Origin of the sequence: Stenotrophomonas sp. CASM114 (genome assembly GCF_049384325.1) — a bacterium.
Lineage (GTDB): Bacteria > Pseudomonadota > Gammaproteobacteria > Xanthomonadales > Xanthomonadaceae > Stenotrophomonas > Stenotrophomonas muris.
In genome coordinates this window covers 79,966-102,362 of record NZ_JBMRGJ010000014.1, presented here as the reverse complement: position 1 = coordinate 102,362, position 22,397 = coordinate 79,966, and the positions used below count along the sequence as shown (strand labels likewise).

Genomic DNA, 22,397 nt, shown 5'->3' with positions numbered 1-22,397 from the left:
GGGGCTGGCGGCACGCCGTAACGTGTCCGATGGGGGTGGGTGGGCGGTGCAGGGGCGTTGGCGCCATGTATGGCGCCATCGAGCTTACAGGGACGTACTTGCAGCGTCCCCTGCACGGCCCACCCGCCCCGCCCCGCCCATGAACCGCTCTACACGACCCGCCACGAGGGGCTCAGCCGTTGGCCGAATCCAGTAAAATCGCCGGCATGAACGCCCCCACCTTCCCGTACGACACCGCGCGCCTGAGCGAACTGGCCCAGCTGCTGATCGACAACGTCCGCGAACTGGCGCACGCCGGCTGGACCCCGGCCACCAGCAGCAATTTCTCCCACCGCCTGGATGACCGCCACGCCGCGATCACCGTGTCCGGCAAGGACAAGGGCCGGCTGATCGAGGACGACATCATGGTGGTGGACTTCGACGGCCTGGCCGTCGGTCGCCCGCTGCGCCCGTCCGCCGAGACCCTGCTGCACACCCAGCTGTACCGCCGCTTCCCGGAAATCGGCTGTGTGCTGCATACGCATTCGCCGGTGCAGACCATCGCTTCGCGCCTGTACGCGCCGCAGGGCCATATCCGCCTGGAAGGCTACGAGCTGCTGAAGGCCTTCGCCGGCAACAGCACCCATGAAATGGCCATCGACGTGCCGGTGTTCGCCAACACCCAGGACATGAACGTGCTCTCGGCGCAGGTCGACGACCTGCTCGACCGGCAGAACCTGTGGGGTTACCTGATCGACGGCCACGGCCTGTATGCCTGGGGCCGTGACATGGCCGAGGCGCGCCGGCACCTGGAAGCCTTCGAATTCCTGTTCCACTGCGAGCTCGAGCTGCGCAAGCTGCGCGGCTGAGCCCGCGCGCAGGTGCAGATGCCGATCCGGAATCTGCGCCTCGCCCCCACCCTGCTACCCTGTCTTCCCCCCGAGACGTTCAAGCTGCCGCCATGAGCCGACTGCGCATCTACGACGACACCCGCCCCGAATCGCCGCTGCTGGACACCCAGGACGGCGCGGTCATCGCTGCCGAGCTGCAGAAGATCGGCGTCACCTTCGAGCGCTGGCAGGCCACCGCGCCAGTCGCGCCGGGCGCCAGCCAGGAGGAAGTGTTCGCCGCCTACCGTGCGGACATCGACCGCCTGGTCGCCGAGCGCGGCTTCAAGAGCGTGGACGTGGCCTCGATCGCCCCGGACAACCCGAACCGCGCCGAGCTGCGCAAGAAGTTCCTCGACGAGCACTTCCACAAGGAAGACGAGGTGCGCTTCTTCGTCGCAGGCTCGGGCCTGTTCACCCTGCACGTGGGTGACAAGGTCTATGAGATCGAGTGCGTGAAGGACGACCTGATCGCCGTGCCCGATGGCACCACCCACTGGTTCGACATGGGCGATGAACCGAGCTTCGTGGCGATCCGCTTCTTCACCGAGCCGGACGGCTGGGTGGGTCATTTCACCGGCACCGACATCGCGCAGAAGTTCCCCCGTTACGTACCTACCCAGGCGTCCTGATCCATGCAGCCCCGCGTCATCCTGACCGACATCGAAGGCACCACCAGCAGCATCTCGTTCGTCAAGAACGTGCTGTTCCCCTATGCCCGCAAGGCCTTGCCCGCGTTCGTCGCCGAACATGGCCAGCAGCCGGAGGTCCGCCGCTGGCTGGACGCGGTGGCTACCGAGATCGGCGGCGCCTGCCAGGACAGCCTGGTGGCCGAGACGCTGCAGGGCTGGATTGACCAGGACCGCAAGCACACCGCACTGAAGGCGCTGCAGGGGCTGATCTGGGATGAGGGCTACCGTCGCGGCGACTACACCGCGCACTTCTACCCGGAAGTGGCACCGGTGCTGAAGGGCTGGCATGCCTCCGGCCTGCCGCTGTACGTGTACTCCTCCGGCTCGGTGCCGGCACAGAAGCTGTTCTTCGGCTTCAGCGATGCCGGTGACCTCAGCCCGCTGGTGTCGGGCTGGTTCGATACCGAGATGGGTGGCAAGCGTGAGGCCGACAGCTACCGCCGCATCGTGCAGGCCATCGGCGTGCCGGCCGGCGAGATCCTGTTCCTGTCCGATGTGGTCGAAGAACTGGATGCTGCCCGCGAAGCCGGCCTGCAGACCCGGCTGATCGACCGCCTGGATGACTACCCGATGCCGCGTACCGGCCAGGCCGCCAACGGCCACGAGCGGGTCGAGAATTTCCAGCAGATCCAGCTGTAAGCAAAATGGTAGAGGCCAACCTTGGTTGGCAAGCTCCTGGTGTGCCAACCAAGGTTGGCACCTACCAAAGCGGGATATCCCTCAACGCTCGTTGAGTGTCTTCACCTTCAGCGCCTCGCGCAGGGTAACCAGATCCACCGGGCCGCGCACCGCGATATCGCGGGTTTCGCCCGGCAGCAGATCCAGCAGGTTGTCTTCGACCTGCACGTCCAGCGCACCGAAATCGATCCACGTCGCGCGCACGTAAGCCGCGCTTTCCAGCCGCAGTCGATAGTGGTCGCCTTCGATGGACAACGTGGCCTTGAGCTTCTGCCGCGGCAACACCTGGTCCTTGGCTTCGACGAATCCGACCACCTGCCGCGCGCTCACCGCCCCGTTCTGCAGCAGCTCGAACACGGCCACCGTGCGCTTCGGGTCGGCACCGGACAACAATTCGGCATCGCGGAAATCACCGATCGAGGTCACACCCGACGCCGCCAGCGTCACCGCATCCTCGCGACGGCGCAGCACCTTCCCTTCCACGTCCATCACCCGCAGCCGCCAACGTGCATCCAGCGCCGCACCGTCATTGATCAGGCGCACCCGCGTGCTGCCCTCATCGCGCAGCGCGGCTACCGTGACCGGCGCGAAGAAACGCCGCGCGGCGAAGTGCAGCGCCTTCCAGCGGCCGAAATAATCCACGCTGGACCACGAGGCGCCCGGCCAGACATCGTTGAGCTGCCAGTACAGCGAACCCATCGTGTATGGCCGGGAGGCGCGATGATGCAGCGCCGCCAGTGCGATGCCATCGGCCTGCATGACCTGGCTGAGGTAGACGAAGTCCTCGAAGTCCTTCGGCGTGCCGTAACCCAGTTCGATGTAGTGCAGCAGGCGGCTGTTGCCCTCGCCGGCCATGAATTTCTGGTGCGCGCGGATCACCGGGCTGTCGATGCGCTGTTCGGCGCGGGTGGCGATCTGGTCCACCGTCGCCACCGACGGCCACGCCTGCAGCCCGTACTCGGACATGAAGCGCGGCGTCTCACGCAGGTAGGCCTGCACCGGCAGCGCCGGATTGCCCCAGACCTGCCAGTAGTGCTTGTCGCCGCGGGTGGAATCGTTGGCCTTCTCGTCCAGATCGTTGCTGGGCGAACTGGACCAGTACGGTACGCCCAGTCCTTCCTCGCCCACTACCTGGCGCAGGTCGTTGCCGAACAGGTCGACATAGCCCTGCCAGACCTTCACCGCAAATGCCGGGTCGGCCGCCTTCAGGTCGCGGCCGTGACCCCAGTCCTTCCAGGCGGTTTCTTCCTCGTTGTTGCCACACCACAGCACGATGCTGGGGTGATGGCGCAGCCGACGCACGTTGTCGCGCGCCTCGGCCACCACGCTGGCACGGAAGGCCGGATCGTAGCCCGGCTGCATGCCGCCGCCGAACATGAAGTCCTGCCAGACCAGCAGGCCCAGTTCGTCGGCGATGTCGAAGAACGCGTCGTCCTCGTAGTAGCCACCGCCCCAGTTGCGCAGCATGTTCATGTTGGCGTCGCGCGCGGCGGTCAGCACCTGGCGCAGACGTGCTGCGTCGACGCGTGCGGGGAAGGCATCGAACGGAATAACGTTGGCGCCCTTGGCGAAGATCGGCACGCCATTGATGACGAAGGCGAAGCCCTGCCCGCCCTTGCCGTCCTCTTCGCGGCGCAGTTCGACCGTGCGCAGGCCGATGCGCTGCTCGCGCACCAGCGTTGCGTCGGCACCGCCATCCAGGCGCGCCTGCACGGTATAGCGATCCTGCGCACCATGGCCGACCGGCCACCACCGCTTCGGTTCCGCCAGTTCAATCGGTAGTTCAACACTGTTCTGCCCGGGCTTCAGCAGTACGGTGCGCTGCTGCTGGGCCACGCTGCGACCCTGCGGATCGCGGACTTCCACATTGACGACCGCAGAACCGGTGGCGCTGCCCTGCTCCACCTGCAGCAGCACCGCCAGCTTCGCCTGCTCCGCGCTCAATGCATCGGTGCGCACGGCAAGACTGGTCAGGCGGTGCGTATCCCAGGCCTGCAGGTCGACCCCGCGCCAGACCCCGGCGGTGACATAACGCGGGCCCCAGTCCCAGCCGAAGTGGTAGGCCGGCTTGCGCGCGAAGTTGCCGACCATCGCGTCCTTCGGCTCGTCCCCATAGGGCGAAGGATAGTTGCCAGCGATCTTGTGTGGCATTGCCTCCACGCCCGGCAACAGGGTGCGGATTGGCGAACGGAACACGATCTGCAGTTCATTGCCCCTGGCGCGCAGGTGCCCTTCCACGCGCGCGCGCCAGGTCCGGTGCGCGTTGTCCGCGCGCAGCAGCGGCTTGCCGTTGAGGCTGACTTCGGCATAAGTGTCCAGCCCGTCGAAGCGCAGTTCGGCATTGGGCTTGGCCAGCATCGCCGCGTCCACGTCGAAGCGCGCGCGGTACTCCCAGGCCGCCAGGCCGATCCATTGCAGCTCCGCTTCGGGCGCACCCACGTACGGGTCGCGGATCAGCGCATGCGCCAGCAGGTCGGTGTGCACGCTGCCCGGCACCGTCGCCGCACGCCATTGCTGCAGGCCTGGATGAGCTGCGCCCTGCGCGTCGCCGGGCAGCATGCGGAACTCCCACTGTGCCTGCAGCGGCGCTGCAGTTGCCGGGAAGGCCGACGTTGCGACCAGCAGCAGGAGCAGACGGACAACGAGGGAAAGACGATGCACGCGGAGCTCCTGTTCTTCCGCCGGGCGTGGCCCGGCGCTACTGATTCCGATTCATCATGCGTATGGCGACACGCGCCTCAACGCACCACGTTCAACACTTCGTAGCACGCGCCCATGGTGTGGTAATCCACCTTGCCGGCCGGGCTCTTCTCGTCGCTGTACTTGCGGTTGTCGGCATCGAGGATGCGGAACCAGGCGCCGTACTGGTGATCGACGAAGTGTTCCCACGAATACGCCCAGATGCGCTCGTACCACTGCCAGTAGCGGTCATCACCGGTGCGCTTGGCCATCAGCGCGGCAGTAGCCAGCGTTTCGGCCTGCACCCAGAAGTACTTGTCGTCGTCGCAGACGAAGCTGTCGCCGCCAATCGGCGCGCCATCCATGCCCGGCTGCCGGCGCGATTCCGGTGCGAAGCCGTAGTACAGGCCGCCTCGCGCTTCGTCCCAGCTGCGCGCCACGGCCACGTCGAACAGGTGCTGCGCGGTCGGCACCAGCCAGTCGGCCTGCACGTGGCGATCGAGGATCAGCAGCAGCTTGGCCCACTCGGTCTGGTGCCCCGGTTGGAAGCCCCACGGGCGGAACAAGTGCTTGGGGTCGTCCAGGTTGTAGTCCCAGTCGATCTCCCAGTTCTCATCGTAGTGCTCCCAGACCAGCCCGCCGGCCTTGGCCGCCTGGCGGCGGGTCATGTTGTCGGCCAGCTGCAGCGCGCGCTCCACATAGCGCTGCTCGCCACTGGCCTCGAACGCGGCCAGCATCGCCTCGCACATGTGCATGTTGGCGTTCTGTCCACGGTAGCCGGTGAAGTTCCACTGGCCGTCCGCTTCATCCTTGTAGAGCCCGTGCTGCGGTTCCCAGAAGCGCGCTTCCAGCAGCTGCCAGGTCTCGTCCATCCACGCGCGCGCCTGTTCGATGCCTGCCTTCAGCGCACAGCTGTAGGCCAGCAGCACGAAGGCTACGCCGTAGCAGTGGTTCATGTCGTCCTCGACCTTGCCATCACGCAGGGTCCAGGCATAGCCGCCGGTGGCCGGGTTGCGGTGCACCTCGCGCAGGTAGCGCACGCCGTGCTCGACCGCGTCGCGGTACTCGGCATTGCCGAACTCGCGGTAGGCCATCGCGTAGTTGAAGACGAAACGGGTGCTGCTCACCAGGTGGCGATGGCTGGCATCGTAGATGCTGCCGTCATCACGGAAGTAGTGGAAAAAGCCACCATTGGGATCGATGCAGCGCGGGTGGTAGAACGCCATGGTGTCGGCGATGTGCGCGCGCAGGAACGCGGGCGAACGGAAATCGGGCGAGGTGCTCATGCGGTAATGTCCTGTGCCTGCAGCAGCTGCTGCACTTCATCGAGCGAGGGCATCGCGGCGAACGCGCCCTTGCGGGTAACAGCCAGCGCGCCGACCGCAGCGCCGAAGCGCAGCGTGGCGGTGATCGCCTCGGGGTCCTGGCAGAAGGCGGTAAAACCGGCACCGGCCCCGCCGCGCTCCAGCAGGCCGACCAGCACGCCACCGACGAAGGCATCACCGGCCGCCGTGGTGTCGACCGTGGCCACGCGGAAGCTGGTGACGGTGCCGTGGTTGTCGCGGGTGTACCAGTGCAGCGTGGCTGCACCATCGGTGACGATCACCCAGCGCGCCCGCGCGGCCAGCAGGCGCCGCAGCACCGCCGCCTCGCCATCGGCGCCCAGCGGCGCGGCCAGGTAGTCCAGCTCCTCGCGCGACAGCTTGACCAGGTCGGCGCGTTCCAGCGCCTGCCACAGGCGCGGCGCCGGGTCCTCGTTCGCCGGCCACAGGGCAGGACGCAGGTTGAGGTCCAGACTGACCACCGCACCAGCAGCGCGGGCACGGTCCATGCCGGCAAAGGTCGCCTCGGCGATGGCCGGCTCGGTCAGGCTGTTGGAACAGACGTGGAAGCATTGCGCGCTGTCGAGGCACGCCGCCTGGAAGTCGCTGTCACGGAACAGCAGGTCAGCCGCCGGCGGGCGGTAGAAACTGAAGCTGCGCTCGCCATTGGCATCCAGGGCCACGAAGGCCAGTGCAGTCTTGGCCGCGTCGGTACGCACGATGTAGTCGGTACCCACGCCATGCTCGACCAGGCTGTCGGCCAGGAAGTCACCGAACATGTCGCGGCCGAGCATGCCGACGAACTGGGTCTTCGCACCCAGCCGCGCAGCCGCCACCGCGACGTTGGCCGGCGCCCCACCGGCGTACTGCAGGAACGCACGCGGGGTATCGGCCGAGGCCGGCGGCTGTGCTAGTAGATCGATCAAAATTTCGCCGAAGCAAACGATGGCACCCATTCCGGACTCAGCCTCCCTGCGTTGCGGAGGCCGGCGTACGCGCGCCGACCAGTCCGTAGAAAATGATGTAGCCGTAGCACAGCAGCGGCAGGATGAAGCTGGCCTGCACACCGATGTGGTCGGCCAGCACGCCCTGCAGGTACGGCACCACGGCACCGCCGACGATGGCCATGATCAGCAGGCTGGACCCCTTGTTGGTCAGCGGGCCGAGGCGCTCGATGCTCAGCGCGAAGATGGTCGGGAACATGATCGAGTTGAACAGGCCGATGGCCACCACCGAGTACAGCGCGACGTTGCCGGAGCTCAGCATGGTGGTGACCAGCAGCGCCACGTTGACCAGCGCGAAGATCGCCAGCAGACGGCTGGGCGAGAAGCGCGCCAGCAGCGCCGAACCGGCGAAGCGGCCGATCATCGCCATCGTCCAGTAGGCCGACACGTAATGCGTGGCCTGCTGCTCGCTGAAGCCACCGATGTTCGGCATCGACAGGTAGTTGACCAGGAAGCTGCCAATCGACACTTCGGCGCCGACGTAGAAGAAGATGCCCAGCACGCCCAGCAGCAGGTGGCGCTTGCGCAGCGCATCCAGGTAGCTGTGGTGGTGGCCCTGGTCGGCCTGCTCGGTGGCGTCGCTCAGCGCCGGCAGGCGGAACAGGAATACGAACAGCGCCAGCAGCACCAACGCCACCGCCAGGCCCACGTACGGACCCTGCACAGCCTGCGCCTCGGCGGCACGGTAGGCCAGCTGCTCGGCGGCCGGCAGCGCCGCGATGTCGTCAGCGCTCTTGACCGTGTTGGACAGGATCAGCATGCCGCCGAAGATCGGGGCGATGGCCGTGCCCAGCGAGTTCAGCGCCTGCGCCAGGGTCAGGCGGCTGGAGCTGGTCTGCTCCGGGCCCAGCAGCGCGACATAGGGGTTGGCGGCCACCTGCAGCACGGTAATGCCGGTGGCCAGCACGAACAGTGCGCCGAGGAAGGCGCCATAGACGCGCAGTTCGGCCGCCGGCCAGAAGCCCAGCGCGCCGATGCCGGCGATCACCAGGCCGGCGACGATGCCCTTCTTGTAGCCCAGCGCCGCCACCAACCGCCCCGCCGGCAGCGACATCAGGAAATAGGTGCCGAAGAAGGTGAACTGCACCAGCATCGCCTTGGCGTAGTTCAGTTCGAACACCGCCTTCAGGTGCGGGATCAGGATGTCATTGAGGCAGGTCAGGAAGCCCCACATGAAGAAGATCGTGGTGACGACAGCCAACGCCTTGCCGTTGGTGACGGCGGGTGCGTTGCCCGAGGAACCCGATGGACGGGGCGTTGCGGAGATCGGCATGCGGTACGCGCCTCGATGCGCGGAAGGTCGTTGTTGCGTGGAAGGGGTGTATGAAAGGAATCAGTTCGGTCGCGCAGCACTGCTTTCGCGGATGCGCAGCTGCACCGGCGCGACCGTGCGCCGTGGCGGCGCATCCGGTTCGTCCAGCCGTTGCAGCAGCAGCGCGGCCGCTTGCCGGCCACGCTCGCGCGGGTCGGCAGTGAGCGTGGTCAACGGTGGCACCGCCACCGCAGCCTCGGAAATGTCGTCGAAACCAGTAACGGCAAAGTCGCCACCGGGACGGATGCCACGCGAGTTCAAGCCCAGCATCAGGCCCAGCGCGACGGTGTCGTTGTAGCAGACCGCCGCACTCGGACGATGGCCATCGGCAAACAGTTCATCGGTGCGCGCTGCTGCTTCCAGGCGGTTCGGCGCCGACTCGATCATCCAACCCGGCGGCAGCGACAGCCCGGCCTCGGCCAGCGCCTGCTGGAAACCGGCGCGGCGCTGGTGGCAGGAACTGGAAGCGGCGTGGCCGCCGAAGAAGGCGATCTGGCGATGGCCGCGCTCGATCAGGTGGCGCGTGGCCAGATAGGCGCCGTGCTGGTTGTCCAGGGTCAGGAAGTCCCAGTCAGCCCCGGCCAGTTCACGGTTGAACAGCAGCACGTTGGCATTGGCGCCCAGCGCCTGCCGCAACTGCGCGGTGTCGCTGCCCTCGGCCGGCGACAGGATCAGGCCGGCCGGGGTGTGCTCCATCAGCGTGGACAGCACGGCCTGCTGGCGCTCCGGCGATTCCCCGGTGCTGCCCAGCAACGTCACGTAACCGCGCCCGCCCAGTGCCTCGTCCACGCCGGACGCGAATTCGGCGAAGAACGGGTTGGACAGGTCGTTGATCACCAGCGCGATGCTCGACGAGGTGCGCCGGCGCAGGTTGGCCGCCGCGCGGTTGTAGACATAGCGCTGGCGGCGCAGCTCGGCCTCGACCTTGGCGCGGGTATCGACATTGACCAGCGGGCTGCCGCGCAGCACCAGCGACACGGTTGCCCGTGACACGCCGATCGCACGCGCGATGTCGGTCACCGTCACCGCCTTGCCGGCGCGCTTGCTGGGACTGCTGCCGTTGTCGTTCATCGTCTTCCCGGACTCCGCTGGAGGCTCAAGCCTAATGGATCAGGGCCGTGTCGTGCCGTGCCGTTCGCTGGGTCACCGCGAACGGCACAGTCCGGCTCAGCGCAGCTGGCTGCCCGGTGCCGCGCACCAGGATACCGGCAGGTCCTTCACCGCCGTGCCCCAGCCCTGCTCCGGCACCTTCGCATCCAGCGCAAAGCGCACGCGCGGGCCCTGCTGCAGGCGGTTCCAGTCCAGCCACACCGGTGCATGCGCCTGGCCATCGACCTGCACGCCCTGCACATACTGCAGGCGGCGGCCATCGGCGCCCGGCGCGTCGATGCGCAGGGTGCGGCCATTGCCCATGTCCACTTCCACCTTGCTGAAGCGCGGGGTGTGCAGCAGGAACTGGCCGCTGCCCGGCACCGCCGGGTACACGCCGATGGCACTGAACAGGTACCAGGCCGACATCGTGCCGAGGTCATCGTTGCCGGTCACACCGTTGGGGGCATTGGTGAACAGCTGCTGCGCCGCACGCACCACGGCCGCGGTCTTCCACGGCTGGCCGATCAGCGTGTACAGCCACGGCGAGTGCAGGTCCGGCTCGTTGTTCGGGTTGTAGCGGAACTGGTTGTAGTAGCTGTACGGCCCGACCACCCACGCCTTGCGGGCGGCATTGAGCGGATCGGCCTGCAGCGCGTCCATCGCGAAGAACGCATCGAGGCGGCGGCCCGCCTGCTCGCGGCCGTCCATCGCTTCGACCAGGCCCGGCACGTCCTGCTGCGCCAGCCACTGGTACTGCCACGCCGTGCCCTCGTGGAAACCGTGGTGCGAACGCGGGCTGTAATGGCCGTCGGACGGGGTGTACCACTGGCCGTCCTCGGTACGCGGGCGCGGGAACCCGGTGAAGCCGGTCTCGGCGTCGCGCACCTGCGGGTCCCACACCTTGCGCCAGTTGCGGCCGCGCTCGCGCAGCGTCGCCGCATCCTGGGCATGGCCCAGGCCGTCGGCCATCTGCGAGAGCGCGCAGTCGGCCAGCGCGTACTCCAGCGTGGCCGAACCACCGTGGTGCGGATCGACGTCCATGCCCTTGGACGGGAATGCACGGTCATAGGCCACGTAGCCCTTGTCCAGGTAAGTCGGGTTGCCGGAGCGGCCGGCCATGCGCGAGTTCAGCGGCGGCGTGCCGAAGGCATTGCGGCGCAGCGCATCCCACGCCTGCGATTCACGGCCCTTGAGTGCACCGAAGCGCCACAGGTCGACCATGAACGGGGTGACCGGATCGCCGGTCATGATGTTGGTTTCGAAGTTGGCATAGCCCCAGCGCGGCAGCCAACCGCCCTGCTCATCGATCGCCAGCAGGGTACGGCCGATGTCACGCGCCACGTCCGGGCGGGTAAGTGCCAGCCACTGGTTCTGCGCGCGGTAGGTATCCCACAGCGAGAAGTACTCGTAATAGGTCCAGCCATCGGCACGGTGGATGCCATCGTCATAGCCGCGGTAGCGGCCATCGGCATCGTTGCCGGTCATCGGCTGCAGCAGCGCGTGGTAGACCGCGCTGTAGAACACGGTGCGGTCATCGGCGGTGCCGCCCTGCACGCGTACACGGCCCAGCTGCTCACGCCAGTCCTGCTGCGACAGCGCGCGCATGCGGTCGAAACCGAGCAGCGACCCACCCTGCATGCCCTCGGCACGCAGGTTGGTGCGCGCGCCTTCGGCATCCACGTGCGAGATCGCGCTGACCGCCGTCACCGACTGGCCCTTGGCCAGGTCGAAGCTGAGCCAGGCACCGTTCGGCTTCTGTTCGCCTTCCATGCTGTGGCGCGCGCCCGGCAGGCCGCCGCCCTCACCCCAGGTGCCATGCGCCTTGAACGGACGGTCGAACTCGATGCGGAACCAAGTGGTGTACTGATGGCCGCCGCAGAAACTCTTGGTGACCAGCTTGCCCTCGACCACGCGGTCGCCGACCACATCGACCACGCTGCCGATCACCGAATGGCGCTCGTTGGCCTGGCCGACATTGACCAGCACGTGGCCATCGCCACTGCGCTGGCTGAAGGTGTAGCGCTCGGCCGCGGCACGGGTACGCGCGGTCGCCTCGGCATCGATGCCGCCGTAGCTGGTCAGCCGCACCTTGTAGTAGCCGGCCTGGCCGACCTCGCCATCGTGGGTGTAGGACGCGGCGTAGGCCTTGTGGTCGAACTGCTTGGCGTTGCCGGTATCGAAATCGCCGCCCGGACCGATCGAGCCCGTCACCGGCAGCACCGATACCTGGCCGCCCTGCTCCCAGCAGCCGGCACCGGAGATGAAGGAGTGGCCGAAGCCACGGATCTTCTCGTCGTCATAGCGCCAACCCGAATAGTGGCTGCCGATCGGGCTGACCTGGATCAGGCCGAACGGTGCCGACGCACCCGGGAACGTGTTGCCGTCGTCCTTGCTGCCGATGAAGGTATTGACCTCCCGCTCCAGCGCTGCCGGTGCGGCCTGCAGCAGCATCGGCACCGCCGACAGCGCGATCAGGCAGGCCAGGCGCACCAGCGGGCGCGAGGATGATGGGACGGCGGGAGCGGACGGCACTGGACGCATGTCGGGTTCCTGTAGTCGATGACGCAGAGACAGACGGCCCGGGCCTTCCGGCACCGTTCCGCTGAGCTCTGCCTGGACCGGCAGAAGGCTCCCCCTGGAATGACGCCCGGCCCACGTGACCGTGGATTTAGATCGATTCAAGTAGAGCATGCAGGTTCAGCCGAATGCATTCTGCGGCGCAGCCCTGCCGCCCCCCCTCCCTGCGCACGAAAACGATTTCACTGATTTCAGCAAACCGTCATCCCTACGCCACGCCAGTACCATATTGCGGAGCAGCATGCGCCCAAGGGCGACCCATGCTAAAAATCGCCCGCCCATCGCTTAGATCGATCCAAGACGACGCTGCGATGGCCGGGAGTTGGGGGAGCAGCAACAGGACGTACACCAGGCCACGCGTGCGGTGCTACTGCCACTGCATGGCGACAGCGACAAATTCACTTCAAATTAGATCGATTCAAGTTGTCCGTGCCACGTCACCGGATCAATCCAGGAGAGAGGGAGAGATGGGAATGAAGCATTCAACACGTACGCACGGCCAGGACGCATTGTCGCTGGCCATCGCGCTGGCCCTGGCTGCCGCCGTCATTCCGGCAGGCGCCGCCGCGCAGCAGGCCACGTCCACCGGCTCGCAGGACGCCACGACTCTGGACAGCGTCCAGGTCACCGGCTACCGCTACGCCATCGAAAAGAGCCTTGAGCAGAAGCGCGACGCCAACGCCGTTGTCGAAGTGATCACCGCCGAGGACGTTGGCAAGTTCCCCGACAAGAACGTGGCCGACGCACTGCAGCGCGTGCCCGGCGTGGTCATCACCCGCAGCGGTGGTGAAGGCAAGAGTGTCAGCGTGCGCGGCCTTGCGCCGGACCTGACGCTGACCCAGTTGAATGGCAACTACGTGGCCACGTCGGAAACCAACGACGAAGCCACCCGTTCGTTCAACTACACCCTGCTGCCGTCGAACATGCTGTCCAGCGCCGAGCTGTTCAAGTCGCCGGAAGCCCGCATCGACGAAGGCGGCATCGGCGGCACGGTCATCCTGCACACGCGCCGTCCGCTGGACATGGAGTCCAACTCGGGCTTCGTCACGCTCGAGGGCACCTCCTCCGATACCCACCACGATATCGACCCGCAGGCCTCGGCCCTGTATTCGTGGCACAGCAAGGATGAGCGCTTCGGCGTGCTGGTCGGCGTGACCCAGCAGAAGCGCACCACCCGCACCATGGAGGCCAGCACCGAGGACTACCAGTGGTACGGCGCCGGCAAGGCACGCGACGCCTATGGCAACGTGCAGCAGCAGGATGGCATCCACTACTGGTGGGGCAAGTCCGGTTTCAACAACCAGACCGGCGGCAACTACAGCGACTTCTTCATGCCGACCTCGGTCAACTTCGCGGTGAAGGAAGAAAAGCGCGAGCGCAAGGGCGGCCAGCTGACCTTCCAGTTCAAGCCGGTCGACAACGTCACGATGACCGCCAACTACTTCCGCTTCGAGCTGCAGGGTGACTACACCCAGAACATGCTGAAGATTCCGGAATGGAGCATGGCGCGCTACAACCAGGACGGCAACTGGGCCGGAGGCCGCCTTCTCAATGGCCTGGACTTCGATGCCAGCGGCAACACCGTCACGGGTGCCCAATTCGAAAAGCTGGCTGGAAAGACCTACTACTGCAGCGAAGACCAGGCCAAGGCCGCCGGCCTCAAGCCCGGCGGCTGGGGCCCGGACGACTGCACGATTCCGACACCGCAGCTGACCGGTGGCTACAGCAAGGAAAAGGCGCTGTCGCAGACCGCCGACCTGACCATCGACTGGGACATCAGCCCGCTGTGGAAGGCCTCGTTCACCGGTGGCCGCACCTGGTCCGAAGGTGGTCCGTCGATGAACTTCCGCATGTCGGCCAAGCCGCGCCGCAAGGTCGGCAACGACTACCTGTCCGGTAACCAGTACAGCGCATGGGACCTGACCGGCACGCCGTCTGCCACCTTCTCGCCCGACCTGCAGCAGCAATTGATGAACGGCATCGCCGAAGTCGACACCGGCTCGACCGATTCGTCGTGGAAGCGCACCGAGGTCAAGCAGAACTACTTCCAGGCCGACGTGAGCAAGCTGTTCGAGTCCGGTTGGCTGGATTCGATCCAGTTCGGTGCCAAATACCGTGATGGCAAGGTCCACCGCAACACCGGCAACACCTACTGGGTATGCCCGGGCCGTGACCCGGCCGACTATGACAACAGCCGCTACCAGAGTGGCTGCGATCCGACTGCCGGCGATGCGCAGCCCGGCTTCTTCCTGTCGAACCCGATCAGCAACATTGCCGGTGGCTTCAATGCCAACGTGTTCCCGGGCATCAACTACCCGGCGTACATCGACTATCTGAACAAGACCTACGGTGGTTCGCACAACCGTACCGAGGAAGACTTCGTCTACAACGTCAACGAGAAGATCTACTCCGGCTACTTCCAGGCCAACTTCCGCACCGAGCGCCTGCGCGGCAATGTCGGCGTGCGTGTGGTGCGCACCAAGCAGTTCGCGCAGTCTTCCGACTCGATCGAGAAGTTCAACGACTACTTCCTGGACAACGCGTCCGGCGCGCCGATGGCGTGCACCGACCCCGCCGCTGCGGCCTACCCGACCTACAGCTGCGAGAGCGGCTTCGTGCGCCTGCCGCATGACCTGGCGCAGAGCAAGACCTACAGCCTGATCGGCGTGGACCGCACCTACACCGACGTGCTGCCGAGTTTCAACATTGCATGGGACATCACCGACACGCTGGTGCTGCGTGGTGCCGCATCGAAGGTGATCGCCCGCCCTGGCTACACCGACATCGCAGCACCGGGCGCACTGAGCTACTACAGCGAGGAGTACGTCAATGATCGCCGCGTTGCCGGTGGCGCATCGACCGCAGGCTGGGTCGGCCAGGGCAGCAACAAGCAGCTGGAGCCGTTCAAGGCCACCCAGTTCGATCTGGGCCTGGAGTGGTACTTCCAGCCGGGCGCGGTCGCCGGCGTCAGCCTGTTCCGCAAGAACGTGGACAACTTCACCCTGCCGGTGGTGCGCGACACGCCCATGGTCATCAACGGTGAAGCGGTGAACGTGCAGCGCTACGAGACCCAGGCCAATGGCCGCGATGGTGTGTCGCAGGGCGTCGAGCTGTATGGCCAGTACACCTTCGATTTCGGCTTCGGCGTGCAGGCCAACTACACCTACAACGACACCAACCTGGCTTCCATTGTTCTGGACGGGCAGGAAATCGGCTCCTCGCCGCTGGTCGGCAGCGCCAAGAACCAAGCCAACGTGACGGTCTTCTACGAGAACGAGAAGTTCCTCGCGCGCGCCTCGTTCAACCGTCGCGGCCAGGTGGTCGGTGGGCTCAACAATGGCCTCACCGTCTACACCGAGCCGTATGACCAGCTGGACCTGAACGTGGCCTACAACCTGACCCCGGACTGGACCCTGACCGCCTCGGTGATCAATGCCACCAAGTCGGAGCAGCGCGTGCACCTGGGAAGCGACACCAAGGCACGCCTGATCTCCAATACCTATGCAGGCCGCCAGCTGTACTTCGGCGCTACCTGGAAGTTCTAAGGCAACACCGGGTTGCCCGGGCGCGCCCCGGTGCACCCCACGCCCCGCCCTGGCGGGGACGTTCCTCCACGGCAGCCGCGCTGGTACAGGTGGCTGCCGTTTTTTGTCGGCGCCTTGCCTGTCGTTCAGCCCGGCGCTTGACCCTGCCATCGTTGGAAGGTGCACACTGGTCGCATCCCAAGAGCAGCGAAGGAGCTACAGATGGAATTCCATGTCGACGGCATGACCTGCGGCGGCTGTGCGCGCAGCGTGACCCGTGCGATCCAGCAGATCGATCCGAACGCCAGCGTGGTGGCCGATCCGCCGACCGGGCTGGTCAAGGTGCAGACCACCGCGTCGCAGGAACAGGTGTTCGCCGCGGTGAACGATGCCGGCTTCCCGCCTCGCACTGCCTGATTCCCTGCCCCCGTCTCACACAGAAAAGCCCGCCCGGTGCTGCTGCACCCGGCGGGCTTTTTCATGCATGCGATATCGAGTCAATGCTTGTGCGTACGCCGCCGCACCGCACCGGTCTTCGCGGTATCGACCGGCACCGGCGTCTGATCATCCTCACCCAGCCGCTGCAGGATCGGGCACTCCGGTCGCTCGTCGCCCGCGCAGCAGCTGATCAGCGATTTCAGCGTGTCGGCCATCTGCCGCATGTGCTCGATGCGTTGCTCCAGGTCGGCAATGTGCTGTTCGGCCAGGTGCTTGACGTCGGCGCTGTGCCGCGAGGTGTCGTTCCACAGGCCCAGCAGATCGGTGATCTCGGCAACCTGGAAGCCGAGATCGCGCGCGCGGCGGATGAAGCGCAGGCGGTGGATGTCCGCCTGCGAGTACGCCCGGTAGCCCGACTCGGTGCGATCAGCCGCAGGAATCAGGCCGATCTGTTCGTAGTAGCGGATCATTTTCGCCGACACGCTGGAGGCCTTGGCGGCTTCACCGATATTCATGCGGTTCTCCCTCAATGGATCGCGGCGGGGGCGTCCGCCATCGGCGGCTGGAAGCGGCGCAGGCGCAGCGCGTTGCCCAGCACGAACACGCTGGACAGTGCCATCGCACCGGCCGCGAACACCGGCGACAGCAGCACGCCCCAGACCGGATACAGCACGCCGGCCGCCACCGGAATCAATGCGGTGTTGTAAGCGAAGGCCCAGAACAGGTTCTGGCGGATGTTGCCCAGCGTTGCCTTCGATAGTGCAATGGCATTCGGCACGCCCTGCAGGTTGCCCGACATCAGCACCACATCGGCCGACTCGACCGCGATATCGGTGCCGGTGCCGATGGCCAGGCCGACATCGGCCTCGGCCAGCGCCGGCGCATCGTTGATGCCGTCGCCGACGAAGGCGACATGGCCATGTGTGGCCTTCAAGCGGCGCACCGCCTCGACCTTGCCTTCCGGCAGCACCTCGGCCACCACTTCGTCGATGCCGAGCTGGCGCGCGATCGCCTGCGCGGTACCAGCATTGTCACCGGTGATCATCGCCACCTTAAGGCCAAGCTGATGCAGTGCCGCGATTGCGGCCGGCGTGCTCGGCTTGATCGGATCGGATACCGCGATGATTGCGGCCAGGCGGCCGTCGATGGCGGCATACAGCGGCGACTTGCCCTGGGTGCCCAGTTCTGCCGCCAGCGTCGCAAACAAAGTGATGTCCACGCCCAGGTCGCGCATGAAGCGATCGGCACCGACCTCCACCCGCGCACCATCAACGTTGGCACGCACGCCCATGCCGGTGACCGATTCGAAATCGACCATCGACGGCAGCGCGATGCCCTGCTCGGTGGCTGCATCGACGATGGCGCGGGCAATCGGATGCTCCGAGCGCGACTCCACCGCCGCCACCGCCGCCAGCACCGTGCCGTGATCAAAACCGCTGGCGATCTCCAGATCGGTCAAGCGCGGGCGGCCCTCGGTCAGCGTACCGGTCTTGTCCACCGCCACCACCTGCGCGTCCTTCAGCAGCTGCAGCGCCTCGCCCTTGCGGAACAGCACGCCCATTTCAGCGCCACGGCCGGTCCCGACCATGATCGAGGTCGGCGTCGCCAACCCCATCGCGCACGGGCAGGCAATGATCAGCACCGCCACCGCATTGACCAGCGCGAAGCTCAGCGCTGGCGAGGGCCCGAAGATCAGCCAGACTGCGAAGGTCGCCAGCGCGGCCAGCATCACCGCCGGCACGAACCACAGGGTGACCTTGTCGACCACCGCCTGGATCGGCAGCTTCGAGCCCTGCGCCTGTTCGACCATGCGGATGATCTGCGCCAGCATGGTCTGCGCGCCCACCGCCGTGGCACGTACCGTCAGTGCGCCCTTCTGGTTGACCGTACCGCCCACCACGCTGCTGCCCGGCTGCTTCTCGACCGGGATCGGCTCGCCGCTGATCATTGACTCGTCGATGTAGCTGCGGCCCTCGACCACCTCGCCGTCGACCGGCACGCGCTCGCCCGGGCGCACTTCCACCACGTCGCCGCTCAGCACTTCATTGACCGGGACATCCACCGTCCGGCCGTCACGGACCACGTGGGCAACCTTCGCCTGCAGATTGACCAGTCGCTTGATCGCCTCGGAGGTGCGGCCCTTGGCCCGGGCCTCAAGGAAGCGGCCGAGCAGGATCAGCGCGACGATCACCGCCGCTGCTTCGTAGTAGACGTTCACCGTGCCCGCCGGCAACAGCGTCGGCAGGAACGTCGCCACCACCGAGTAGCCAAACGCTGCAGCAGTGCCCACCGCCACCAGCGAATTCATGTCCGGCGCCAGCCGCAGCAGCGCGGGGATGCCCTTCTGGTAGAAGCGGCGGCCCGGGATGGCGAGCACCAGCGCGGTCAGCACGAACTGCAGGTACCAGCTGGCCTGCATGCCGATGGTGGACATCACCCATTCGTGTATGCCGGGGATCAGGTGCGACCCCATCTCCAGCACGAACACCGGCAGCGCCAGCGCGGAGGCCACGATCAGGTCGCGCTTCAGTTCGGCGCGCTCGGCATCCTTCTTTTCCGCGGCCTCGCCATCGGACTGCACGCCGGCTTCAATCACGCGTGCGTCATAGCCGGCCTTGTCGATCGCGGCGACCAGCGCTGCAACTTCCGCCACGCCACGCACGGTGGCGCGTTCCGTGGCCAGGTTCACGCTGGCCTGGCTGACGCCGGGCACGGCCAACAGCGCACGTTCGACTCGGCCCACGCAGGACGCACAGGTCATGCCCTCGACCGACAGCTCGGTGGTGGCAGCGGGCACGTCGTAGCCCACCCGCTCCACCGCCTGGATCAACGCGGCCCGATCGACCGGACCGGACGGGCGGATATCCGCGCGCTCGGTGGCCAGATTGACCGAAACACTGCCCACACCTTCGACCCTGGACAGCGCCGCCTCGACCCGGCCGACACAGCTGGCACAGGTCATGCCCTCGATGGGCAGGCTGATGGTGGCAGGGCTTGCGGGGGCTGCAGTGGCGCGGGGCGTGCTCATGATCCGATTCCCGGGGTTCCTTCTGGATGCGGACAGGCTAAACCTTGCCATCGTGGGAAGGTCAAATCCAGCCTGTCCGCAGTTCCTGAATGGGCGCCCGGGCGTCCATATCCACGCATGACGTGGACCTACCGGCGGAGGCAGGTCACCTCAGAAGGTGAACACATACTCCAACGCGAACTCGCGGCCGACCGCGCCAAGCAGGCGGGTCGGAGCGAAGTCGTAATCCAGCTTGTACGGGTCCTTGTGGTTCCAGCTGGCGGCGTTGAAGGCGTTGTTGACGTACACGTTTACCTTCGCGTGTTCGGTCACCTGGTAGCCCACGTTGAAGTTCCAGGTGATGAACGGCCCCACTCGACCGTAGTAGCGCGCCGTCTGCTGCCCGGCGTTGGGGTTCGGGTTCACCGAACCATCCGGCAGCCGTGCCGGCTCCAGGCAGTTCAGCGACGGGCTGTCACTGGGCACGTAGCCATCGGCGAACGGCAGGCAGCCACCGGGGTTGTCCAGGCGGTCGGTACCCCAGTGGTAGCGCACGCCCGGCACCGAACCGATGCGGTCGGCATAGACGTTGGCGTTCCAGTTGCCGCGCTGCCAGGCCAGGCTCGCGCGCAGCTTGCTGCGCAGGTCGCGATCGCGGCGTTCCGGATTCGGGTCGGCGGCGTAGCGTTGCTCCTTGGTCGAGATCTGGTTGGTGTAGTTCACGCCCAGCTGGAAGCTGCCCCACTGTGTGGTTTCCAGGCGATAGCGCGCGGTCAGGTCGATGCCGCGCACCTCGCGGCTGGCCAGGTTGAACGGGCCGCGCTCGATCGATACCAGGCGACCGTTGCTGTCACGGTTCACGCGGGCCAGGATGCCGGCGCAGTACTCGCCACCGGCCGGGTTGGCCCATGGCGTACCGTCCATGTTCTTGCCGGTCAGGCAGCCGGCCTCGCTGGCCAGCACCTCATCGGCGCCGACGTCGACGATCATGTCTTCCAGCTTGATCGCCCAGTAGTCGGCACTGACCGACAGGTTCGGCAGCACGTCCCAGACGAAGCCGACCGTCCACGAATCACCGGTCTCCGAGCGCAGCAGCGGCGTCCCACGCCGGTTCACGTCGAACGTGTACCAGACGTCGGTGTTGCCCACGCCACAGTTGTTGACCAGGTACGCGCCGCTCTGGATGCAGCGCAGGCGGTCATAGGTCTGCACTTCCGAACTGCTCGGCTGGCCCAGCAGGTAATGCATGTCCGGCGCATGGAAGCTGGTGGCGTATGAGCCACGCACCAGCAGCGATTCGACCGGGCGCCATTCCAGGCCGACGTTCCAGGTGGTTTCCTTCTGGCTGCCGATGTCCAGCGCTTCGCTGCTGTCATCGGCCTTGTAGTTGCCATAGCGGTCGTAGCGCGCGGCCGCAGTGGCGGTCACGCTGTCCAACAGCGGGATCTTGAACTCGACGCCGGCCGAGTAGCGGGTACGCTCACCGCCGCCGCGATCGACATTCTGCAGGTCGAAGTCGATGCCAGCGCGCGGGTCCGGACTGAGGTGATAGCCCTGCTGCGCGACTTCAGCCACCGCCGCAAACGAAATCGGGCCGGCCCAGCCCTGGAACAGCTCGCCGGTGATATCCGCCGACGCCTGGTTGACCCATGACGCCGCGCGGTTCTTCGCCACGGTCCCCATCTGCCAGTACTGGTCCGGCGTCAGCGGGTTCCACCAGCGCGATTCGTTCAACGCATAGATCGCCTCGCCATCGGCGGTGGTGCCCAGGCGCGGGCCAAGGAAGTAGTCATACGACTTCTGCTTGTCGACCACGTTCTGCCGTTCTTCCACGCGGTAATAGGAACGCCCCACCGTGGCACTCCAGTCAAAACGGTCGGCCAGGCGCCCGCGCAGGCCCGCGCTCCAGTCCCAGGACAGTTCGCGGTTGGTGTTGCGCAGCGTATCCAGGCCCCCGACTTCGTTCGGGGTGAACTGGCGCACGCCCAGGATCGGCCGGTTGCGGTTGGCATCCCAGTAATAGCCGTTGTCATCGTCGATCAGCGACACGCCGGGCGGATTGGTGCCCCAGATCGCTTCGGAGCGATACACCGCCAGGTTGGTCCAGGCCTGCAGGTCATTGCTGAAATCGAAGGTGGCGTACAGGTTTCCGGACACGTTCTCGGCGCCGCCGGTAAGCAGCCAGTTGGCGTAGTCGGCGCTCATGCCGCACAGGCGGCCGGTGTTGGTGATGCGGTTGGCGGCGTAGTTGTAGACCAATCGATCGGCGGTGTAATACTCGCCGTCGAATTTTTCGCAGGTGCCGGTGGGCGGCGCCAGGCGCTGGCCCGTGGTCGGATCGATCAGCGCCAGACCGGCGGTGGGACGGAAGCCGACCTTGCGTTGTTCCATGTTCCAGGACGGGTACGGCGCATCGTCGGCATCGTCCATCTGCGGGCGATCACGCCCGAACAGCGGGTCGCGCTTGGTGTACTGCAGCGCGTAGGTCACGCTCCAGTTGTCGCCGGTCTTGCCACCGGCCCAGGACAGATCCCAGGTATCACGTCCGCCTTCGCTGGAAGTGCCGCCGCGCACGCGCACTTCGTCGCCGTCGTAGTTGGTCTTGAGGATGACGTTGACCACGCCGGCGATCGCATCCGAACCGTAGATGGCCGAGGCGCCACCGGTCAGCACTTCAATGCGCTCCACCGCCGCGGCCGGAATGTTGCCGTAGTTGGAGAAGTTGGTTTCGCCACCGTAGGGCAGCGGGTAATCCGCTACACGACGGCCATTGACCAGCAGCAGCGAGCGGTTCGGGCCCATCCCGCGCAGGTTCAGGCCGCTGGCATTGGGCGTATGCGAGCCCCATTGCGATGCGGCTTCAACGGTGCCTGTGGCCTCGGTGAGGGTCTTCAGCGCGTCGTACACGCTGACAAAGCCTTCCTTCTGGATCTGCGCGGCGGTGATCACGTTGACCGGCGCCGGGCCCTCGACGCTGGCGCGCTTGATGCGCGATCCGGTGACGGTGACCGCGTCCAGATCCTTGGTGGACGAACTGGCAGCTTCCTGCGCGCTGGCTGCCAGCGGCAACAGGGCCAGGATCAGGGCCTGGGACAGCAGGTGGCGACGCTTGTGGACGATCTGAGCCATGGGTGGTTGCTCTTCGAAGATGTGGACGCACGGGCGGACGGTGGCGCGGCACTACGACGGATCCAGGCGCTTGGATC

At 66.4% G+C, this 22,397-nt stretch carries 14 protein-coding genes; 5 read left to right on the top strand and 9 right to left on the bottom strand.

The window, feature by feature from the left end; all coding sequences use genetic code 11:
• Nucleotides 1-206: 206 nt before the first annotated feature.
• From VG566_RS14255 to mtnC, 3 genes are all read left to right on the top strand, one after another.
• Entirely contained in the window at nt 207-848 is a 642-nt protein-coding gene (locus VG566_RS14255) for a methylthioribulose 1-phosphate dehydratase (RefSeq protein WP_041863375.1), read from the top strand.
• A 92-nt stretch (nt 849-940) separates the two neighbouring features.
• Nucleotides 941-1,498: a 1,2-dihydroxy-3-keto-5-methylthiopentene dioxygenase gene (locus VG566_RS14250; RefSeq protein ID WP_005409451.1), complete on the top strand. Its 558-nt coding sequence runs from the start codon at nt 941-943 to the stop codon at nt 1,496-1,498.
• Between the two features lie 3 nt (nt 1,499-1,501).
• On the top strand, nt 1,502-2,197 hold the full coding sequence (gene mtnC / locus VG566_RS14245; protein ID WP_049408764.1) for an acireductone synthase: 696 nt from the start codon (nt 1,502-1,504) through the stop codon (nt 2,195-2,197).
• An 81-nt stretch (nt 2,198-2,278) separates the two neighbouring features.
• Here mtnC and VG566_RS14240 read toward each other — a convergent pair whose 3' ends face one another.
• The 6 genes from VG566_RS14240 to VG566_RS14215 form a co-directional block, all read right to left on the bottom strand.
• Entirely contained in the window at nt 2,279-4,897 is a 2,619-nt protein-coding gene (locus VG566_RS14240; RefSeq protein WP_241883823.1) for a glycosyl hydrolase 2 galactose-binding domain-containing protein, read from the bottom strand.
• Nucleotides 4,898-4,974: 77 nt separating this feature from the next.
• Nucleotides 4,975-6,201, bottom strand: a complete 1,227-nt coding sequence (locus VG566_RS14235; RefSeq protein ID WP_241883822.1) for an AGE family epimerase/isomerase — start codon at nt 6,199-6,201, stop codon at nt 4,975-4,977.
• Entirely contained in the window at nt 6,198-7,193 is a 996-nt protein-coding gene (locus tag VG566_RS14230; protein WP_046430385.1) for a carbohydrate kinase family protein, read from the bottom strand. Before VG566_RS14230 ends, VG566_RS14235 begins: the two co-directional genes overlap by 4 nt.
• 7 nt (nt 7,194-7,200) lie before the next feature.
• Nucleotides 7,201-8,514: an L-fucose:H+ symporter permease gene (gene fucP / locus VG566_RS14225; protein WP_032957977.1), complete on the bottom strand. Its 1,314-nt coding sequence runs from the start codon at nt 8,512-8,514 to the stop codon at nt 7,201-7,203.
• A 60-nt stretch (nt 8,515-8,574) separates the two neighbouring features.
• Nucleotides 8,575-9,624 carry a LacI family DNA-binding transcriptional regulator gene (locus tag VG566_RS14220; protein WP_014646964.1) on the bottom strand — a complete coding sequence of 350 codons (1,050 nt, stop codon included), beginning with the start codon at nt 9,622-9,624 and terminating at the stop codon, nt 8,575-8,577.
• A 96-nt stretch (nt 9,625-9,720) separates the two neighbouring features.
• Complete coding sequence (locus tag VG566_RS14215) at nt 9,721-12,186, bottom strand: GH92 family glycosyl hydrolase (protein ID WP_241883821.1); 2,466 nt, start codon at nt 12,184-12,186, stop codon at nt 9,721-9,723.
• Nucleotides 12,187-12,689: 503 nt separating this feature from the next.
• Here VG566_RS14215 and VG566_RS14210 point away from each other — a divergent pair.
• Nucleotides 12,690-15,767, top strand: coding sequence for a TonB-dependent receptor (locus tag VG566_RS14210; protein ID WP_164167540.1), 3,078 nt, complete (start codon nt 12,690-12,692; stop codon nt 15,765-15,767).
• Nucleotides 15,768-15,968: 201 nt separating this feature from the next.
• Nucleotides 15,969-16,163: a heavy-metal-associated domain-containing protein gene (locus VG566_RS14205; protein WP_008267227.1), complete on the top strand. Its 195-nt coding sequence runs from the start codon at nt 15,969-15,971 to the stop codon at nt 16,161-16,163.
• 80 nt (nt 16,164-16,243) lie between these two features.
• Here VG566_RS14205 and cueR read toward each other — a convergent pair whose 3' ends face one another.
• The 3 genes from cueR to VG566_RS14190 all read right to left on the bottom strand — a co-directional run bounded on the left by cueR (nt 16,244) and on the right by VG566_RS14190 (nt 22,320).
• The gene (gene cueR / locus VG566_RS14200) at nt 16,244-16,699 is read right to left on the bottom strand and encodes a Cu(I)-responsive transcriptional regulator (RefSeq protein WP_005409440.1); all 456 of its coding nucleotides are present in this window, start codon (nt 16,697-16,699) and stop codon (nt 16,244-16,246) included.
• Between the two features lie 11 nt (nt 16,700-16,710).
• Nucleotides 16,711-19,212 carry a heavy metal translocating P-type ATPase gene (locus VG566_RS14195; protein ID WP_241883820.1) on the bottom strand — a complete coding sequence of 834 codons (2,502 nt, stop codon included), beginning with the start codon at nt 19,210-19,212 and terminating at the stop codon, nt 16,711-16,713.
• Nucleotides 19,213-19,362: 150 nt separating this feature from the next.
• Nucleotides 19,363-22,320 carry a TonB-dependent receptor domain-containing protein gene (locus VG566_RS14190; RefSeq protein WP_241883819.1) on the bottom strand — a complete coding sequence of 986 codons (2,958 nt, stop codon included), beginning with the start codon at nt 22,318-22,320 and terminating at the stop codon, nt 19,363-19,365.
• Nucleotides 22,321-22,397: the final 77 nt, after the last annotated feature.

What these genes read in the sequence shown, in the direction of transcription:
- VG566_RS14255 (WP_041863375.1), top strand. Translation starts at nt 207, where the DNA reads ATGAACGCCCCCACCTTCCCGTACGACACCGCGCGCCTGAGCGAACTG.
- VG566_RS14250 (WP_005409451.1), top strand. Translation starts at nt 941, where the DNA reads ATGAGCCGACTGCGCATCTACGACGACACCCGCCCCGAATCGCCGCTG.
- mtnC (WP_049408764.1), top strand. Translation starts at nt 1,502, where the DNA reads ATGCAGCCCCGCGTCATCCTGACCGACATCGAAGGCACCACCAGCAGC.
- VG566_RS14235 (WP_241883822.1), bottom strand. Translation starts at nt 6,201, where the DNA reads ATGAGCACCTCGCCCGATTTCCGTTCGCCCGCGTTCCTGCGCGCGCAC.
- VG566_RS14230 (WP_046430385.1), bottom strand. Translation starts at nt 7,193, where the DNA reads ATGGGTGCCATCGTTTGCTTCGGCGAAATTTTGATCGATCTACTAGCA.
- fucP (WP_032957977.1), bottom strand. Translation starts at nt 8,514, where the DNA reads ATGCCGATCTCCGCAACGCCCCGTCCATCGGGTTCCTCGGGCAACGCA.
- VG566_RS14220 (WP_014646964.1), bottom strand. Translation starts at nt 9,624, where the DNA reads ATGAACGACAACGGCAGCAGTCCCAGCAAGCGCGCCGGCAAGGCGGTG.
- VG566_RS14215 (WP_241883821.1), bottom strand. Translation starts at nt 12,186, where the DNA reads ATGCGTCCAGTGCCGTCCGCTCCCGCCGTCCCATCATCCTCGCGCCCG.
- VG566_RS14210 (WP_164167540.1), top strand. Translation starts at nt 12,690, where the DNA reads ATGGGAATGAAGCATTCAACACGTACGCACGGCCAGGACGCATTGTCG.
- VG566_RS14205 (WP_008267227.1), top strand. Translation starts at nt 15,969, where the DNA reads ATGGAATTCCATGTCGACGGCATGACCTGCGGCGGCTGTGCGCGCAGC.
- cueR (WP_005409440.1), bottom strand. Translation starts at nt 16,699, where the DNA reads ATGAATATCGGTGAAGCCGCCAAGGCCTCCAGCGTGTCGGCGAAAATG.
- VG566_RS14195 (WP_241883820.1), bottom strand. Translation starts at nt 19,212, where the DNA reads ATGAGCACGCCCCGCGCCACTGCAGCCCCCGCAAGCCCTGCCACCATC.
- VG566_RS14190 (WP_241883819.1), bottom strand. Translation starts at nt 22,320, where the DNA reads ATGGCTCAGATCGTCCACAAGCGTCGCCACCTGCTGTCCCAGGCCCTG.